A 19,516-nucleotide genomic window follows, 5' to 3' on the forward strand; every position below is an offset into this window, starting at 1 on the left:
CGAATGAATTGGCTTAATTGCCATTCATTCGCCTGAATTATTAAGAGCGATAACCGTTGAAGATGATTCTTCGGTATCCTACTTGTTGCCGTCTTTCTTTTCGGGCACGCGGATGGTGGCTTCCTGCGTCATCGCGGCCAGAAGCTTGCCGTCGGCCGAATAGACCTTGGCGATGCCCAAGGCGCGGCCGTGGCCGGCCACCGGGGCATCCTGGACATAGAGGTGCCATTCGTTCATGTCGATATTGTCGTACCACCACATCGAGTGGTCGATTGAAGCGTAGAAAATGCCCGGCGTCGAAATGCTCAGGCCTGCGCGGCGCAGGTCCGGCTCCATCATCACCTGATCGCATTCCAACGCTAGCAGCGCACGATGCTCATTCTGCGAGGCCTTGATCGGACTGGCCATACGCATCCAGACCATCTGCTTGCCGGAATCCTTGTCGGCGCTTTCCTTGTCAGGGGCGAGCATGACGGTCGAGCCGATGTGACGGATATCGAACGGTGACTGCGAGGCATAGTATTTGGCGAATCCAGACTGATCGGCATAAGGCTTCATCAGATCCTTGGCGCTGGTCAACGTTTCCGGGTCGGGCAGGTTACATGGCATATCGTCGTTAAACTCCACACCGTCCTGTCCGGCCTTCTGCAGGCTTACCGTGGCAGTGAACAGCAGCTGTTCACCCTGCTTGGCATCCACACGGCGGGTGGAGAAGGAACGGCCGTCGCGCAACGATTCGACCTCGTAGCGGGTCTCTTCGTCGAGCTTGCCGACCTTGATGAACGTGGCATGAATGGAGTTGACGACCTTGCTGTCATCGGTGGTATCGGCTGCAGCAATGAGAGCCTGTGCGGTCATCTGGCCGCCGTAGATGCGCTCGGTGGGGTAGTAGAGGTTCGTGGCATCGTGGAAGACGGTGCGTCCGTCCTGCTCTTCTCCGGTCTTCAGCTTGAGCGCCTCAACCGCTTGCTGTGCTGCGTCGCCAGCCTTGACTTCCGCCATGTCACTCCTCATTTCTGTCGAATTAACGCTTATGCGAGTCTATCCGCGTCGCCCAACTTTCCGCTTGCATTTCGCCAATATCTGAACTTGTCGAATTTTGTCTAGAGATGGTTAGTTTGTCGTACTAATGACGTAGAGGGGCTGGGATAGATGATGCTTGACACGCTCCAGGCCGCTCAGGCCGAGTCTTTACGGTCGAGCATCATCTATCCCAGCCCCTCTACTCAGTGGAACTGATTATTTAAGAATTTATTATCGCGTCAGCTTACGATGGATGCGATGGGGGCGGGAGGCCTCCTCACCCAGGCGCTTGACCTTGTCGTCCTGGTAGGCCTGGAAGTTGCCCTCGAACCAGTGCCACTTGGCCGGGTTCTCGTCATCACCCTCCCACGCGAGGATATGCGTGGCGATGCGGTCGAGGAACCAGCGGTCGTGGGAGATGACCACGGCGCAGCCCGGGAACTCGATCAGCGCGTTCTCCAAGGATTCCAACGTTTCGACATCCAGATCGTTGGTGGGCTCATCGAGCAGCAGCAGATTGCCGCCCTGCTTCAGGGTCAAGGCAAGGTTCAGGCGGTTGCGCTCGCCGCCGGAGAGCATACCGGTGAGCTTCTGCTGATCGCTGCCCTTGAAGCCGAAGCTGGCGACGTAGGCGCGGGTCGGCACTTCAACGCCGGCGACCTCGATGAAGTCGTTGCCGTCGGAAACCGCTTCCCAGAGGTTCTTGTTCGGGTCGAGGCCTTCGCGGTTCTGGTCAACGTACGAGATCTTGACGGTCTCGCCGATCTTGAGCTCGCCGCTGGTAAGTGGTTCCTTGCCGACGATGGTCTTGAACAGGGTGGACTTGCCGACGCCGTTGGGGCCGATGATGCCCACGATGCCGTTGCGCGGCAGAGTAAAGGAGAGGTCGTCGATCAGCACGCGGTCGCCGAAGGCCTTGTGGATGTGTTCGGCTTCCAGCACCTGCGAGCCTAGACGCGGGCCTGCGGGAATGACGATTTCGGAGAAGTCCAGCTTCTTGGAGTTGCGTGCCTCGTCTTCCATCTCGTCATATCGGGCCAAACGGGCCTTGTTCTTGGCCTGACGTGCCTTGGGGGAGCTCTTGACCCAGTCCAGCTCGTTCTTCAAACGCTTGGCGAGCTTGGCGTCCTTGGCGCCCTGGATTTCCATACGCTTCTCTTTGGTCTCCAGATACGTCGTGTAGTTGCCCTTGTAGGGATAGAGCTGGCCACGGTCGACCTCGCAGATCCACTCGGCCACGTTGTCCATGAAGTAGCGGTCGTGGGTCACGGCGATGACGGCACCTTTGTAGTTATGCAGGAACTGTTCGAGCCAGAGAATGGATTCGGCGTCGAGGTGGTTGGTCGGCTCGTCGAGCAGCAGCAGGTCGGGCGCTTCGAGCAGCAGCTTGCACAGCGCCACGCGACGGCGCTCGCCGCCCGAGCAGACCTTGACGGGGGTATCGGGATCGGGGCACTGCAAGGCGTCCATCGCCTGCTCGAGCTGGGAGTCGATGTCCCAGCCATCGGCTGCGTCGATTTCCTCCTGCAGCTTGCCCATTTCGGCCATCAGTGCGTCGTAATCGGCGTCCGGATTGGCCATTTCCTCGCCGATTTCGTTGAACCGGTCGACTTTCTTGACGATGTCGCCGAAAGCGGCCTTAATGTTCTCGCCGACGGTTTTATCCTCGTCCAGCGGCGGCTCCTGCTGCAGAATGCCTACGGAATAGCCGGGGGTCAGCTTCGCCTCGCCGTTGGAGACGGTCTCCTGGCCGGCCATGATCTTGAGCAGGGTCGACTTGCCCATGCCGTTGGGGCCGACGACGCCGATTTTCGCGCCCGGCAAAAAGCTCAGGGTCACGTCGTCAAGAATCACACGGTCGCCATAGGCCTTGCGAGCGTTGATCATCTGGAAAATAAACTCAGCCAAGTATTCGTTCCTTCGTTCTGATGTGTGCTATGTCTCATTACGTTTCAACCATTCCGCAGGGTTTGACTAACCCGCGGATTCAAGCCAATTTTGGCATATCGAGTAGACGTTTCCGGGAATCTTCACGCTCGGTTTAATGTCGTTTTTGCGCATTTTGTTGAGAAATGATGACCGTTCGGGAACAAATGGTGACGGTAATATGTTGGGTCTGGTAATGTGCACGTTTCAACCTGTAAGTTGCAGTGTCATACGATCATGATGTTTGAGGCATCATGGCGGGCACAACTGGCGGATTGAGAAGTATTGGAAACCCGTGAAGGGAGCGGCACGATGGAACAGGGAATGACCAACTTCCGGGCAAACCTGCCGGAGGCTCTGCCTATTGAAAACCCGTTGAGCTCGGCTGATGCCAGGGTACCGGTGGAGATCGAACAATCCTCAGGGCTGCTGTTGCAAGGCAAACGTCTGCGTTCGTTCGCCTATACCACCGATGCCGCGGTGATTCACAACACCAACGCCGATGCCATTCTTGCCGTCTATCCGTTCACCGGCCAACCGGTTATCAATCAGGCCGTGCTCTCTGTCGCGCAGGCCCCTGTTTTCGTTGGTGTCGGCGGGGGCACCACCACCGGTACCCGAGTGCTCGAACTGGCCGTGTTCGCGGAGATGCAAGGCGTCGCCGGCGTCGTGCTGAACGCTCCCAGCGAGGTCGAGATTGTGCGCGAGGTCGCGATGACCGTGCACGTTCCCGTGATGGCCACGATCATTCAATGGGACGATATGGTGCAACGCAAGATTGAGGCTGGTGCGAAGATTATCAACGTCGCCGCAGGAAAGAACACCGCCGAGGTGGTGGCTCGCGTCAAGGACCGTTATCCCGAGATTCCGGTGGTCGCCAGTTCTGGTGGCTCTGCGCAATCGATCCGTGAGACCATCGAGGCCGGTGCCAACGCGCTTTCATGGACGCCGCCGAGTGCCGCCGACCTGCAGAAGCAGATGATGGAACGTTACCGTCGCGGCGAAACCGGGCACGCCGAAGGCGTTCAGAACAATCCCGCTTCGCCGTTCGTCAACGTCAATCCGAACGGCACGACGAAGAGCTTCTACACTTCGACGGCCAGCATGGGCCATCCCTACACGGATGTCCCGCCGGCCAAGCAGCCGAGCCCTCGTCACAAAAAGCAGACCCCGCCCAGTGATGCCGTCGTGCAATCGAATTGAGTAGGAAAATTCGAGGTTTCAGGTCTTCGGTAAGACGTTGATTTCAGATGAGCACGCCGTTGCAGTGGTCGATTTCATGCTGGATGATTTGCGCTGTCCAGCCGCTGAAATTGGCGGTACGTTCCTTGAATCTCTTGTCTTGGTAGTGGACCCGGATTGTTTCGAACCTCGTTGTCTTTCTGGTTGATTCCAGCGAGAGGCAGCCTTCTTCGGCTTCGTATGGCCCTGTCTTCTCGACGATTTCAGGATTGAACATCGTCATCACGCGACCTGTCAGTTCGTCGTTGAATACGATGATTCGCTTGTGCTCGCCGATCATGTTCGAGGCCATGCCCACACATTGTTCGGCATTCGCCTCAAGCGTATCCTTTAGGTTCTGCGCGCAGTCCAAATCGTCTGGTGTGGCTGGCTCGCTGGGCTGAGCGAGAAACGTCGGCGAAGTCGTGATGGGTTGCTGCATGATGTCATCCTTTGCGGTGGTCTGTGTCGTTGCCTAACTTCCAACGATAGTATTCGATTCTTTATTGCTGCGCGATATGCCGAATCGCGCTAGGGAGCAGAGACTGCCGATACTGTCGTTGTGGGGCGGGTCTGATATAGTAAATTGTCCATTGAGAAGCCGGGGTCCGTATTTACATATGAGTGACAGGTCGGCTTCAATCTTTTGAAAGGCTATTGTGCCGAAGCGTCGTACTCATAAAAATAATTCAGACAACTCTGCCGATTTTAAGGGCGGAGAATATGCAGGCTCGGAAATGAATAATCCTGATTCCTATAACTCAACGAAATCCCAATCGGAAAAGGCCGAAGAAGCGGCCGAAAGCGCGGCTGCGTACGCCAAGAGCGGCGACCGTCCCGAACACACCTTCGCCGAACTCGGCGTACCCGGCCCGCTGGTAAGCGTGCTGGCTCGCGACGGCAAAACCGTCGCCTTCCCGATTCAGGCCGACACCCTCGGCGATTCGTTGGCCGGACGCGATGTGCTCGGCCGTGGCGAAACCGGCAGCGGCAAAACGTTGGCGTTCTCCATCCCGCTGGTCACTCGTCTTGGCGAACAGGGCGAAGGTGAAGCCGTCATGCGCGATTTTGAGCGTATGGATCGCGGCGACCGTAAGGCGCAGAAACGCGCGATGTTGCCTCATCCTCATGGCATGATCCTTGCGCCTACTCGCGAGCTGGTCAACCAGATCAACGAGGTTGTCGCCCCGCTTGCTGCCGCCTACGACATGCGGACCGCCACCATTTACGGCGGAGTCAAGTACAGCCGTCAGATTTCCGAACTCAAGGCCGGTGCCGAAATCATCGTCGCCTGCCCGGGACGTCTCGAGGATTTGCTGCGCCAAGGTGCGCTTTCCATTGAAGACGTCGAAGTTGCAGTGCTCGACGAGGCCGATGAAATGGCTGATATGGGCTTCCTGCCGTCCGTGCAGCGTCTGCTTGAGCAGGTCGACCCGAACGGCCAGCGTATGCTCTTCTCCGCCACGCTCGACCACGGTGTCGATAAGGTCGTGAAACAGTTCCTGCACGACCCGAAGATTCACGAAATCGCGCCGGCCGACGCACAGGTCGACACTATGACCCATCACGTTTTCGAGGTTTCGCAGGGCAACAAATACGAAGTCATACGCGAGCTCGCCAGCGGCAAGGGCAAGCGCATCCTCTTTACCCGCACCAAGTACCAGGCCAAGAAGATGGCCGACAAGCTGGTCAAGGAAGGCATTCCCGCCGTCGATCTGCAGGGTAACCTTTCGCAGAACCAGCGTGACCGGCACTTGGCCGCGTTCACTTCCGGGGATGTCAATGTTCTGGTGGCTACCGATGTGGCCGCGCGTGGTATCGACGTGAGTGACGTGACGATGGTCGTGCAGACCGAGCCGCCGGAGGACCCCAAGTCGTTCCTGCATCGTTCCGGCCGTACCGCACGTGCCGGCGAATCCGGTGACGTGGTCACGCTCGTGCTGCCTCAGCAGCGGCGTGACGCTCGGCAGATGCTGCGTCGCGCAGGCATCAAGGCCAAGAGCCAGCAGATTGTTCCGGGTGCGCCGGAGCTTGAGGAACTGGTGGGGAGCACGCCCCGCTGGTTGAAGGCTGGACGCTGACGGTACCCGTGGTCAATCGCAGGGCCGGTCGCACGGGTCGCGGTGGTCGCAATGAGGGCCGTGGCGGGCGAGGCGGACGTGGCGGCTACGGTCGTAAAGACCGTGGCGGACGCCGTGACCGTAACAACAAGCGCGGTGATTCCGAACGTTCGTTCAAGAAGCACGGTCGCGATGATTCCAGCGAAAGCTTCAACGAACGCGGTGGCCGTGACGGTGGCTTCAACGATTCGCGAGATTTCAACGATTCCCGTTCGCATGGTGGTCGCCGCGACGGGCACAAGAACCGCAACCCACGTTACGATGACGCTGAGGGCCCGATTGACGGCCGTTCCTCGCGCGGTCGTCGCGATGACTGCCGTTCGCGCGATTTCTATGACGACGATTTCCGTAAAGGTAGTGGTAAGCGCTCGCGTCATTCCGATTATGACGATCGTGGCAAGCGTGGCGGCAAGGGCAAGAACCGTTCCTATAACGGCAGGCGCTCGGGCGGGCGCAATGGCGGCTTCGACGAGGGATATGGCGATTCCTATGGTTCCGGAAAGTCAAACCGTCACGGTGGCTATGGCAAATCCGGCGGCCGTGGTCGCGGACGTGACGAAGGTTATGAAGGCCGTTCCGGCGGTCGCGGGCGTGACAACAATCGTGGCGGTCAGCGCTCGCGCAAGGCCGACGGCTTCCATCGTTCGCATGGCAAGCGCAATTCGACCCCGTTCCGTCGCTCGCGCTGAAAGGCTGTAGTGAGCGTTTGAGATCTGCTGCCGATTAGCCGCAATCTTTCCCTTTAAGGTGTCATGGATTCCCATGGCACCTTTTTGAATGCTGGTTACGAAACCTGCAACCGCTTCTTTCGAGCCTCATCTTTTCTGTGGCGCTGGCAGAAACATGCAATCGCAGACGTCTACAGTGCATGTCTGTACGCTGCTATCGGGAATGTACGAGTTTCATCGCTTACAGTGCGCTTTTCTGGCGTAAGGATTGCGATTACGCTTCCACATGAACAAGGCTGGTGTGGTGAATAGAGTTGACATGATGAACGATGGCAAGAATGGGGTACGTGCGATGAATATGATGAGTGACGGTAATAACGGCAGCAGTAAGCTCAATGGCCATGGCAACATCGATGCCAAAGGCTCTTCTGTCCCTCAATCCATCGAGTTGCGCGGCGCACGTGTTCACAATCTCAAGGATGTTGACGTTTCTATTCCGTTGAACGAGCTTGTCGGCATCGCTGGGGTTTCCGGTTCCGGCAAATCGTCGCTGGCGTTGGGTGTGCTGTATGCGGAAGGCTCGAGGCGTTATCTTGACGCGCTTTCGACCTACACGCGGCGTCGGATGACGCAGGCCGAAAAGCCACAGGTCGATTCCGTGAGGTTCGTGCCGCCGGCTTTGGCGTTGCGACAGCGGCCGGGCGTCGGCGGTATGCGCTCCACCTTCGGCACCTCCACCGAGACGCTGAATGTGCTGAGGCTGATGTTCTCGCGCCTGGCTTCGCATCGCTGCCCCAACGGTCATTACCAGAAGCCGACGCTCGATGTTGCCGCCGAGATTCCCATTCATTGCACGGTTTGTGGTGCTCTTGTCGAACCTCCCAGCGCCGAACAAATGGCATTCAATTCCACCGGTGCCTGCCCGAAATGTCAAGGAACTGGAACCATCCATGAAGTCAACGATGCCGCGCTGGTTCCTGACGAGAACCTCACCATCGATGAAGGTGCCGTCGTGCCGTGGCGCACGTTTGGTTTCAACGTTCAGCCTGATATCGTCCGCGAATTCGGTGTGCGCACCGATGTGCCGTTCAAGGAGCTGACCGACAAGGAGCGTGACATCGTCTTCAACGGTCCAGAGGAAAAGAAACCCATCACCATCACTTCGGTCAAGGGCGTGCACCATCTTGGTTTCACGTTCCGCAACGCGCGTCTGACGGTGACCAAGGAACTCGACCGTGCCAACGACGAAAAGCGTTTGGCCAAGGTTTCGAAGTTCTTGGTCGAGCGAACCTGTCCGGAATGTGGGGGATCGAGGCTCAACGAGGCCGCTCGTGCTCCGAAAATCGGCAAATACAACTTGGCCGAAGTCACGGCCTGGCCGTTGCGCAAAGTGCTCGAATGGGCTCAAACGGTTCCGGATTCGTTGCCGCAGGATATGCGGCAGATGGCCGAGAGCCTGGTCGATACCTTGGAAGACATGGGCCGAAGACTCATCCAGCTTGGACTGGGGTATCTAACGCTCGACCGTGTCAGCGCTACACTTTCCACCGGTGAACGTCAGCGCGCCCAGCTCTCGCGTGCCGTGCGCAACGAGACCACGGGCGTGTTGTACGTGCTTGATGAGCCTTCAACCGGCTTGCATCCGGCCAATATCGAGGGACTGATTGGCGTGATGCGCGATCTGCTGGCTTCCGGCAATTCCGTGGTGTTCGTCGACCATGACGTCCACGTGCTCAATGCCGCCGATTATTTCATTGAAATGGGGCCGGGTGCCGGAAGCCGAGGCGGACGTATCCTTGCCCAGGGTGCGCCGGCCGAGATATTACGGAATCCGAAGTCGCGCATCGCCGGTTTCCTTGACGGTTCACAGCCCGTGGTCGTCCGCAAGCGGCTTGCGTTGCCGCCGGCTGGCGAGGCCGATTGGATGACCATGAAAACCGATGCCATCCATACAGTGCATCCGCTGGATGTCACGATTCCGCGCGGTCGTATGACGGCGGTCACCGGCGTCTCCGGTTCGGGCAAGACCACGATGGTCTTGGAATCGCTGATTCCGGCGCTGCAGGCGCAGGAGAGCCATGCGCCGCTGCCGTCCCACGTTCATTCGCTTGATGCTGCCGGCATTACTCGTGTGCGTCTGGTGGATTCCACACCTATCGGCATCAACGTGCGTTCGACGGTCGCCACCTACACAGGCATCATGGATATGTTGCGCAAGGCCTTTGCCTCGACGTCAGCCGCCAAGAAGCGCATGCTCAAAGTCTCCGCGTTCTCTTATAACACCGGCTCCTTGCGTTGCCCGCAATGCGATGGCACCGGCCAGATTAGCCTCGATATCCAGTTCCTGCCCGATGTCACCATCACCTGCCCGACCTGCGAAGGCCGTCGCTATTGCTCTGAAGTCAACGATGTGCGGCTTGCAACGCCGACGCATCCGCACGGCTTGACGCTGCCGGAAGTGCTGGATCTGGAGGTGGACGATGCCCTCGACGTTTTCACGCTTGATGACGATTTCGGCCCGGCTTCCGGTTCCGCAGACAATGGTTCAGTGAACCGGAAGCATAATGCAACAACTGCTTCTGCGAAAGACAATGAATCGTCAGAAGTCGCCGATTCTGGCGATATGATTGCCTCCACTTTGCTTAGACGCATTCACAAGGCGCTTGAAACGCTTCACGATCTTGGCCTTGGTTATCTGACTTTGGGCGAGGACACCCCGAACCTTTCCGGCGGTGAGGCGCAGCGCCTCAAGCTTTCCAACGAGCTTGGCAAGCGCCAGAATACGTCGCTATTTGTTCTCGACGAACCGACGACGGGCTTGCATCCGCTCGACGTGCGTACGTTGATTGATGTGTTGCAGCGGCTGATCAAGGGCGGTGCCACAGCGGTCTTCATCGAGCATGATCTCGATATGATTGCCAACGCCGATTACGTCATCGATATGGGCCCAGGAGGTGGCGAGGAAGGCGGCACGATTGTTGCCACCGGCACTCCGAACGAAATCGCCGACAATTCCGACAGCATCACCGGTCATTATCTGGCCAAGCATTTGGCGGGTTGAGGCAAGGTGCTGGGGTCAGATTCTTGAAGTTGCCGGAATGACAAGGATTATGCGTTAAAAAATGACGATGATCCGGCGTCAAAAAGCGGCGTGGATGATGGTTTCACATTCACGCCGCTATATGCAAACCGGGAGTCTAGGTTGCGTTCGTTTCCGATTTGACTTTGATTGAGGTTTCTTCGGCTTATTCCGCGCTGTCAAGCAGCTTCAGATATTTGCCGTATCCCTGCGTTTCCATCTGGTCGCGCGGAATGAAGCGCAGCGAAGCCGAGTTCATGCAATAGCGCAACCCGCCGCGGTCGCGAGGCCCGTCGTCGAAGACATGACCCAGATGAATCTGCGAATCGGCGGTGCGAATCTCGATGCGGGGCTGACCTGGCAGTTTGGTGTCGCGGTGCTCGGTCAGAGCCGAGTTGTCGATCGGTTTGGAGAACGACGGCCAACCGCAGCCCGCGTCGAACTTGTCGGTGGAAAGGAACAGCGGCTCGCCGCTTACGACGTCCACGTAGATCCCCGGCTCAAAGTTCTGGTCGTACTTGTTGGCGAATGGGCGTTCGGTTGCGGCCTCCTGAGTGACCGCATACTGCTCCGGGTCGAGGTCCCAGATGCTCTCGATGTAGCGTTGCCGCTTGCCGACATTCATCAGCTTTTGCACCGGGATATGGCAGTATCCGCCTGGGTTCTTGTCGAGATAATCCTGGTGGTAGGTCTCGGCGGGGTAGAAGTTGCGCAGTGGTTCGATGATCACCGCGGATTCGCGCCCCTCGCGTGCGGCCAGCTGCTGCAAGGCCTTTTCGTACACGGCTTTTTGTTCCACGTCGAGATAGAGCATCGCGGAACGGTATTGCCGTCCGGTGTCGTTGCCCTGCCGGTCCACCGAGAACGGGTCGATGACATCCAGAAACAGCAGCGTCAATGTCCGCAAGGTCACGCGCTTCGGATTGTAGCTCACGCGAACGGTCTCGGCCGCATCGGTCGTTCCGGAGCAGACCTCTTCATACGATGGGTTTTCCTTGCGCGATTGCGCATAACCAACCTGCGTATCGGTCACCCCATCGACGCCTTGGAAGTATCGTTCCACGCCCCAGAAGCATCCGCCGGCGAAGTAGGCGGTCTGTGTCTCGCCTGACATGCTTTCTCTTTGGTCCTTATTGGGTGCCATATTGCCCTCTTCGTTTGCCTTCGTTTCTGCAGTCCTGGCCACTTTGTCCGAGAAATCATCTGCACACATCATGTCTCCTCCGTATCCGTTTGCCGCCGTTCAAATTATCTGTCCTTGCTCACAGTGTGCCACAAACCGGCGCGGAACGATATACAACGTTCAGTCAGGGCTGAAAGGTTGCGTTTCCCGGTATTTTCTCGCATTTTCTGCGGTTTTCCATCGTGTTTTCTATCTCGATAAGGTGCTTTTCATCCTGACCTTTTACTTCGTCTCTTTACAGGAAACAGCATTCCACTGAAACCCGAAAAGGGGTAGGATAGAAGTTTGCGGTCTTTGATATTCGGCGATGACATTTGACGATATCGAGACTGGCGAGAATCGGAAAGCAAAATGGCGGCGAAGGGGAACACGATTTGGATTGGCATGCGTCGGTATATGGGTCGAGAACCGGAGGCTCGGGCGGATTCGGGCTCGGGGCGTCCGACAGCGATACTTTCGGCGACATTGCCGACCCTGACGGTGGCGTGACTTTTGGCGCCAGCGAGCCAGCCGTTCCCGAAAAGGTTCTGCGGCAGCGCGGCGGCAAGAGCTTCTACCGTGCCTACGAGGTCATTTCCAGCGGACGCATGCACCATCTAACCTGCACGCCCAGCGAGAACGGAACGTTGCTGACTGCCTCGGTGGAAGCAGCGGACGAATTCGCGGACGATTACGTGGTGAGCGCCCGAATCGATGAGAACCATGGAGAAATCCTCGATTCAAATTGCACTTGCCCGGCGTTCGGTCGTTTCGGCTCAATCTGCAAGCACGTCGTCGCGCTGATTATGCAATATAATGACACACCGCAGAAGTTCGAGGAATTGGGCAACGGCGTGACTGCTTCCAGTTCTCGGGGAGTCTGGGGACAGACGCTCGCCAGAACAGAGTGGTGCGTCGCACATCGCGTGCGCTGCGTTCGTTCATGCAACAGGAGGATTCCCAGCTTCAGGAACAGGCGAAGAATCGTCAGCTGGAACTTCTGAAAGAAGTCAGCAGCCGCGCCGCCGGCGACATCGGCAGCGGGGTGGCGCTGAGCCGCCACATGCCCATCGGCTCGGTTGTGCTGCGCCCGATGCTGGAGAACTCCGGCCGCGACTGGTATCTGCGCCTGCATATTGCGGTGCCGTCCAAAGGCATTTCCTATGTTGTCAAGGATGTGCGCGCATTGGTCGAGGCGGTACAACGCCGCGAATTCGTCACCTACGGCAAAAAGCTCGCATTTGTGCATTCCCGTGATTCGTTCGATGAGCGCTCGCGTTCGATTCTGGCCATTCTCGGCCGTGCCATCGAGATTCGCAAAAGCGTTTCCGGTGATTATGAGTTCTACCAGAGCAAAGCGGAAGCGCAGGAAATGCGGCTCTCGGACGACGAGACGGCCGAACTGCTGGATTTGTTCGTGGATGCCGACGTGACGTTGGACTATGTGCCGCTTCATGGCAATTTCGCCTCGGCCATTCCGGTTCATGTGGTTGACGGCGATCCCGATCTGGGCCTTGAAGTCGTTCGATCCAATGATGAGAATGATGAAACAGATGGTGTGGCGTCTCTGGATCGTGAGCCTGTAAGACGAGGCGAAGAGGGATCGCCGCAAAAGCAGGGCTATGTGATTCGTCATTCCCTCAATGTCGAAAAGTTCATCATCGGACGTGCCTCGTCGTTCGTGGTCGTTGGCTCGCCGGACGCCAGTGTTTCCTTTGGTTTGGATACTCCTGAGATTCATCGTTGTTCGAGTGCGATGGTCTCGAACCGCAACCTGCTCGGTGTGCTCTGTGCCGGAGACGAACGTAGCGATTTGTACTTGAGTGGCGATGACATCGAAGAGTTCTCGCGTACTGTGCTTCCCGCGCTTGATCCGATTGCCTCGCAAGAAGCCGACGAATCCGGCGACGACAGTGAATCCGACACGCAATCTGCGGTGACCGACGACCTGACACCCGCTGCTTCGCGCGGCACTTCGCACCACGGTATCGCCGTCAAGCTGCCATCGGAACTAGTCAAAATGCGCCGTGTGCCCTGCCATATCGAAACGTACCTCGATCGCGACAAGAACGGCATCACCTGCGACGTGCAGGCGCGTTACGGTGATGAACGTTTCCATGTGTTCTCCGGCATCGGGCCGGACGAGCCGGTCGCCAGGGACAAGGAAACCGAACGCTTGGCCGTGGAGGCCGTGCGGCAGTATTTCCCGATGCCGAACGGTCCGATAGCGCGAATCCGTGAGGATGACGACAAGGCGATTTACAAGCTGCTGAACGAGGGTCTTCCCGTCTTGCGTGGACTGGGAGAGGTGTTCTCCACCCCGAGTTTTGATGGGCTCACCTCCTCACCGCATCCTGTGTTCAAGATTGGCTTGGCCATGAAGTCCGGTTTGGTCGAAATTTCGCCGATTGCCGACGAAATCGACCCCTCGGAAGTGCCGGCACTTTTGAACAGCTATCGCAAGCGGCGCAAGTTCCACCGTCTGCGCAACGGTGCTTTTGTCAATATGGCCGACGTCGACACCGGCAAGCTTGATGAGGTCACCGGCGATTTGGGCTTGAAACCTGTCGATCTCGATTCAGGTGCCGTTTCCGTACCTGCCTACGAGGCCTATTACCTCGACAATGAGTCGGAAGATGAAGACAAGAGCGACGAATTCCGCAGTTACCTGAACGATCTGCGCGTCATCGATCCGAAGATTTATCAGGTGCCGAAATCGCTTGTACAGGTGCTGCGTCCCTATCAGGTCGAAGGCTTCCGGTGGCTCAACGCCGTGGCCGACAAGGGTTTCGGCGGCATTCTTGCCGACGAGATGGGCCTGGGCAAAACCGTGCAGATGCTTTCGTATTTGGTTTCTCGGCACGACGAGCAGCGCAAGATCGGTCCGAACCTCATCGTTTGCCCGGCATCGCTGGTCTATAACTGGGCCGCGGAATGTGCCAAATTTGCGCCAGAACTCAACGTGCAGGTGCTCGCCGGGTCCAAGGCTGAACGTCGCGCGACGCTCAAAAACACCAAGTCCTGGTATGAGGGCAGGAAAAACTCGGGAATGGAAAATACCGATCCTCTGAACCACAATCAGATGCTCGATGGCTCGGACGCGGAGCTGCTGACTTCTCATCCGTCGGTTGCGGGGGAGCAGGCTCAGGGGGCCTTGGTTTCAACTACTCATCTTGACGATTCAGCTACATCCGTTTCGGCCGATGACGGCTGGCAGGGCGCCGACAGTCCACAGCTGTTGGATATCGATGCCGAAGATGAATGGGTCGCGCCCGATGTGTTGATTACTTCGTACGACCTGCTGCGCCGTGATATCGACGATTACGACGGCCTCGAATGCTATTGCATGACGCTTGATGAGGCGCAGTATATCAAGAATCACGCCACCAAGTCCGCCCATGCCGTGCGCTCGATCAGTGCCCGACATCGTTTCGCCCTGACCGGAACGCCGATTGAAAACCGGCTTTCCGAGCTGTGGAGCATCTTCGATTTCCTCATGCCCGGAATGCTGGGGGCCTACAAACACTTCCGCGACCGTTTCGAGATGCCGATTCTTTCCGGCGATGAAAATGCGCAGGTCAAACTGCAGGCGTTCGTCGGTCCGTTCATTTTGCGTCGTCTCAAGTCGCAGGTGCTCAAGGACCTGCCGGACAAGATCGAGAACGTCATTACCGTTCAGCTTGAGGGGGAGCAGCGCAAACTGTACGCCGCGCTCGAGCAGCAGTTGCGCGCCACGCTCAACAAGCAGCGCGACATCGAATATAAGACGGGCAAGATTCAGATCCTGGCCCAACTCACCCGCATGCGTCAGGCCTGTTGCGACCCGCGCCTGCTCTTCAGCAATGTCGGCAGCAACGTGGTCAAAAAGGACGCGCATGTCTGGGGTGCGCCGAGCCGTGAGATCGAACGTGCTGACGATGCACCGATTGACGAGCTCAATGAGACCGCCGATGCCTCGGCCAATGCGATTGTCGGCAATAACGATTTGTCGGGGACGGGTTCCGGAGCCCCTGGTGTTATCGGCAAACCTCGGAAGGTGACGTCGGCGAAGCTCGACGCCATCGAGGAGCTGGTCTCCAGCTGCCAGGATGCCGGCCGCAAGATGCTGATCTTCTCGCAGTTCACCAGTTTCCTCGACCTGATTGCCGAGCGTCTGCGCAAGAACGGTGTCGCCTACAACGTCATCACCGGTGCCACCCCGAAGCGCAAGCGCCTCGAGCTGGTCGACCAGTTCAACTCCGACGATACCCCGGTTTTCCTGATTTCCCTGAAGGCCGGCAATACGGGCCTGAACCTTACGGGTGCCTGCGTGGTGGTGCACGCCGACCCGTGGTGGAATGCCGCCGCGCAGGAGCAGGCCACCGACCGTGCCCACCGCATCGGCCAGACCCAGGACGTCAACGTTTACCAGATCGTCGCCAAGGACACCATCGAGGAACGTATCCTGAAGATGCAGCAGTCCAAGAGCGACCTCGCCCATCGCTTCGTCGACAACGCCGGCACCGGTACGTCCGCTGGCATTTCGAACCTGACCAAGGACGATTTGCTGCAGTTGCTGGGATGAATGTGATGATGTTGTTCATGCAGTCAATGTCCGCAATGAAATTAACACCGCAAGTGTGATGAATGCCATAAATAAGTTGAACAGAGTAGATTTGCGAAACTTATAAATGGTTACAAGATTTGCTTATAGGCGTGCAAGCCGGTCGGCGCGCCTCGACTCTTATAATAAAGGGCAGTCATCGAATCGTGTGGTTGATATCTTTCGAAGAATGGGAAACGTTCCGGTAGGTGCCGGTAGTACGCTGTTTCATCGAAATCTTTGCCGCGGCCGGGTATCCTCCGGCATTTTCGACGAATGGATAGGTAAGAGAAGGGTTCTTCATGAAATATAGAAAAGTTCTTGCGGCCTTCACGGCCGTCGCCGCGCTGGCTTCGCTTGCGGCATGCGGTGGGGTCAAGAAGGCTGCCGACACGTCGGACTCGACCATCACCGTCGGCACCACCGACAAGGTCATCAACCTCGATCCGGCCGCGGCTTACGACAACGGGTCCTACAACATGCATATCCAGATGTACCCGTTCCTGTTCGCGCCGAAATACAACTCCAACGAGCTGTCCCCGGACATCGCCGCGGATGATGGCACCTGGAGTGCAGACGGCACGCAGTTCACCGTCAAGATCAAGCCGGGCCTGAAATTCGCCAACGGCCATACCTTGGATTCCAAGGATGTGAAGTTCTCGATCGATCGCGTGAAGAACATCAATGACCCGAACGGCCCTTCCTCGATTCTGGTCAACATCAAGTCGGTCCAGGCTCCGAACCCCACCACCGTGGTCTTTACCTCCGCTGTGCCTCACGATGTCACGCTGAAGCAGTCGCTGTCCACGCCAGCCGGCCCCATCGTCGACGATCAGGTCTTCTCGGCCACCAAGGCCACGTCGGCCGACGACATCATCAAGGCCAACGCCTTCGCCGGCCCTTATCGGCTCACCCAATACAAGCCCGACGAAATGGCGGTTTTCGAAAAGAACCCGTCCTATAAAGGACTGACCCCTGCCAAGAACAAGACGGTGCAGGTCAAGTTTTTCTCCGACACCTCGAACCTCAAGATGGCAGTGGAAAAGGGCGATGTGAAGGTGGCTTCGCGCTCGCTGACCCCGACGGACATCCAGGACTTGAAGAAGAGCGGCAAAGTCAAGGTTCTCAAGGGCCCTGGCGGTGAGGAACGCTTCATCACCTTCAACTTCCTGATTCAGCCCTATGGTGAGAAGACCCCGAATGCGAACTCGAAGGAGGCGCTTGCCGTGCGTCAGGCCGTGGCCGATCTGGTTGACCGCCAGGAAATCGCCTCGAAGGTCTACAAGGGCACCTACACGCCGATGTATTCCTATGTTCCCTCGGGCATGATGAGCCATACCGACACCCTGAAAGCCGCATACGGCGACGGCAAGGGCGGTCCCAGCCTCGAGAAAGCCAAGAAGACCTTGAACGAGGCCGGCGTGAAAACCCCAGTCAATCTGAAGCTGCAGTACAACGGCGACCACTACGGTTCGTCGTCAGCCGATGAGTATGCGGCCATCAAATCCCAGCTGGAGGCGGGCGGCCTGTTCAAGGTCGACCTGCAGCAGACCGAATGGGGACAGTACAACAAGGACCGTGTGGTCACCAAGGATTCCGACGGTTCCTATCCTGCCTACCAGATGGGCTGGTATCCCAGCTATTCCGATCCCGACAACTATCTCTCCCCGTTCTTCCGTGCCGGCAATTTCGTCAACAACGGCTACAAGAACGACGCCATCAGTGGCTTGATTGCCAAACAGGCCGGCGAGCAGGACCAAGACAAGCGCGTGGATATGTTGAAGCAGATTCAGCAGATGGAAACGCAGGACCTTTCCACCCTGCCTCTCTTGCAGGGAAACCAGATGGCTGTGACCGCGCCCGGCATCAAAGGTGTGACCTTCGACACTGCATCGCGTTTCCGTTACGCTCCCATCACCAATTCCTGATATTTTCTGATATATAGAGGAATGTTGTGCCGCGTCGCTGATGTCCGGTGGCGCGGCTTTTTCGCTCTACAAGTCTATGCTAAATGTGTTGTTATTTGAATCGTTGCCATACTGAACAGAAGAGGAAACGAAATGAGATATAAGAAGATTCTGGCGATGGCTGTGGCGGCCGCCGCCGTGACGTCTTTGGCCGCTTGCGGCGGTGTGAAGAAGGATTCCGATGTTTCGGGTTCGGCCATTGCCGTCGGCACCACCGATAAGGTCGTCAGCGTCGATCCCGCTGGCTCGTATGATAACGGATCATATATGGTCCAGATTCAGATTTTCCCGTTCCTGTATTCGCAGAATTACAATACGGCCAAGCTGTCACCTGATATCGCTGCCGATGGTGGCCAGTGGAGTGCCGACGGTTCCGAATTTACCGTGAAGCTCAAGCCGGGCCTGAAGTTCGCCAACGGTCACTCCCTGGATTCCAAGGATGTGAAGTTTACGTTCGATCGCATCAAGAAGATCAACGACGAGAACGGCCCCGCCTCGCTTCTGGCCAACATCGAGTCGGTTTCCGCGCCGGATCCCACCACCGTAGTGTTCAAGGATTCCGTGCCAAACGATGTCACTTTGAAGCAGGTGCTTTCCAGCCCTGCCGGCCCCATCGTCGATGACCAGGTCTTCTCCGCCGACAAGCTCACGCCTGCGGCCGATATCGTCAACGGCAACGCCTTCGCCGGCCCATACAAGCTGTCGCAATACAAGGACAACGAGCTCGCCGTGTTCGAAAAGAACTCCGCATACAAAGGCCTCACCCCCGCGAAGAACGGCAGCGTGCAGGTCAAGTACTTCGCCGATGCCTCGAACCTCAAGATGGCCGTGCAGCAGGGTTCGGTCGATGTCGCGTCGCGTACGCTTACTCCAACCGACATCCAGGACTTGAAGAAAGACGGCAAGGTCAAGATCGTCAAGGGGCCAGGTGGCGAGGAGCGTTTCATCGCCTTCAACTTCGAGATCATGCCTTACGGTGAGAAGACCCCGGAAGCCAATGCGACCAAGGCGCTCGCGGTGCGTCAGGCCGTAGCCGACCTCGTCAATCGCGACGAGCTTTCCAGCAAGGTTTACAAGGGCACCTACGCCCCGATGTACTCCTATATTCCTAGCGGCTTGGACGGCAAGCAGGATACGCTGAAGGCCGCTTATGGTGACGGCAACGGTAAGCCGAGCCTTGAGAAAGCCAAGAAGACCCTTGAGGATGCTGGCGTGAAGACCCCGATTAACCTGAAGCTGCAGTACAACAGCGATCACTATGGCGCTTCTTCTGCAGACGAGTATGCCGCGGTGAAGTCCCAGCTTGAGTCGGGTGGCCTGTTCAAGGTCGACCTGCAGCAGACCGAGTGGACGCAGTACAACAAGCAGCGCAACGTCAGCAAGGATTCCGACGGTAGCTATCCTGCTTATCAGCTTTCCTGGTACCCGGATTATTCCGATCCTGACAACTATCTCTCCCCGTTCTTCCGTGATGGCAACTTCGTCAACAACGGTTACTCCAACAAGGCGGTCAACGATATGATCGTCAAGCAGGCGGGCGAGCAGGATCACTCCAAGCGCATGACGATGCTCAAGCAGATTCAGGATATGGAAACCAAGGATCTCTCGACCATCCCACTGCTGCAGGGCGATCAGGTTGCGGTCATGGGCAAGGACGTCAAGGGCGTCGTGCTCGATCCGTCGTTCCGCTTCCGTTATGCTCCGATTACCAAGTCCTGATCTGAAGTAAAGCGTCGAATAAATCTCTTCGACGAAATAGATATCGGCC

At 57.5% G+C, this 19,516-nt stretch carries 10 protein-coding genes and 1 pseudogene; 7 read left to right on the forward strand and 4 right to left on the reverse strand.

Annotated features, from left to right (window positions below):
• Positions 1–78 precede the first annotated feature (78 nt).
• Positions 79–1,002, reverse strand: a complete 924-nt coding sequence (locus OZX57_RS02850) for an acyl-CoA thioesterase domain-containing protein (RefSeq protein WP_277162630.1) — start codon at positions 1,000–1,002, stop codon at positions 79–81.
• A 252-nt stretch (positions 1,003–1,254) separates the two neighbouring features.
• Positions 1,255–2,931 (reverse strand): energy-dependent translational throttle protein EttA, encoded by a 1,677-nt coding sequence (ettA, locus tag OZX57_RS02855; protein ID WP_277162631.1) that lies wholly within the window; start codon positions 2,929–2,931, stop codon positions 1,255–1,257.
• A gap of 330 nt (positions 2,932–3,261) precedes the next feature.
• On the opposite strand from ettA, the gene OZX57_RS02860 reads away from it, so the two are divergent.
• Positions 3,262–4,152, forward strand: a complete 891-nt coding sequence (locus OZX57_RS02860; protein WP_277162632.1) for a dioxygenase — start codon at positions 3,262–3,264, stop codon at positions 4,150–4,152.
• Positions 4,153–4,195: 43 nt separating this feature from the next.
• On the opposite strand, the gene OZX57_RS02865 is transcribed toward OZX57_RS02860, so the two are convergent.
• Entirely contained in the window at positions 4,196–4,612 is a 417-nt protein-coding gene (locus OZX57_RS02865) for a peptide deformylase (protein ID WP_277162633.1), read from the reverse strand.
• 397 nt (positions 4,613–5,009) lie between these two features.
• Between OZX57_RS02865 and OZX57_RS02870 the strand changes: the two are divergent.
• Positions 5,010–6,316 (forward strand): annotated as a pseudogene (locus OZX57_RS02870) (DEAD/DEAH box helicase); the annotation flags it as partial.
• A gap of 943 nt (positions 6,317–7,259) precedes the next feature.
• Positions 7,260–10,019, forward strand: a complete 2,760-nt coding sequence (locus OZX57_RS02875; protein WP_277162634.1) for an excinuclease ABC subunit UvrA — start codon at positions 7,260–7,262, stop codon at positions 10,017–10,019.
• A gap of 184 nt (positions 10,020–10,203) precedes the next feature.
• On the opposite strand, the gene msrA is transcribed toward OZX57_RS02875, so the two are convergent.
• Positions 10,204–11,151 (reverse strand): peptide-methionine (S)-S-oxide reductase MsrA, encoded by a 948-nt coding sequence (gene msrA / locus OZX57_RS02880; RefSeq protein ID WP_348637176.1) that lies wholly within the window; start codon positions 11,149–11,151, stop codon positions 10,204–10,206.
• Positions 11,152–11,594: 443 nt separating this feature from the next.
• Between msrA and OZX57_RS02885 the strand changes: the two genes are divergently transcribed.
• The 4 genes from OZX57_RS02885 to OZX57_RS02900 all read left to right on the forward strand — a co-directional run bounded on the left by OZX57_RS02885 (position 11,595) and on the right by OZX57_RS02900 (position 19,467).
• Entirely contained in the window at positions 11,595–12,203 is a 609-nt protein-coding gene (locus OZX57_RS02885) for an SWIM zinc finger family protein (RefSeq protein WP_277162636.1), read from the forward strand.
• A complete protein-coding gene (locus OZX57_RS02890; protein ID WP_277162637.1) occupies positions 12,110–15,763 on the forward strand; it encodes a DEAD/DEAH box helicase in 3,654 nt (1,217 codons plus the stop codon). Before OZX57_RS02885 ends, OZX57_RS02890 begins: the two co-directional genes overlap by 94 nt.
• Before the next feature lie 320 nt (positions 15,764–16,083).
• Positions 16,084–17,709, forward strand: coding sequence for an ABC transporter substrate-binding protein (locus tag OZX57_RS02895; protein WP_277162638.1), 1,626 nt, complete (start codon positions 16,084–16,086; stop codon positions 17,707–17,709).
• A 132-nt stretch (positions 17,710–17,841) separates the two neighbouring features.
• Positions 17,842–19,467: an ABC transporter substrate-binding protein gene (locus tag OZX57_RS02900; protein ID WP_277162639.1), complete on the forward strand. Its 1,626-nt coding sequence runs from the start codon at positions 17,842–17,844 to the stop codon at positions 19,465–19,467.
• The last annotated feature ends 49 nt before the right edge of the window (positions 19,468–19,516 follow it).

This window comes from Bifidobacterium sp. ESL0682 (assembly GCF_029392815.1).
Lineage (GTDB): Bacteria > Actinomycetota > Actinomycetes > Actinomycetales > Bifidobacteriaceae > Bifidobacterium.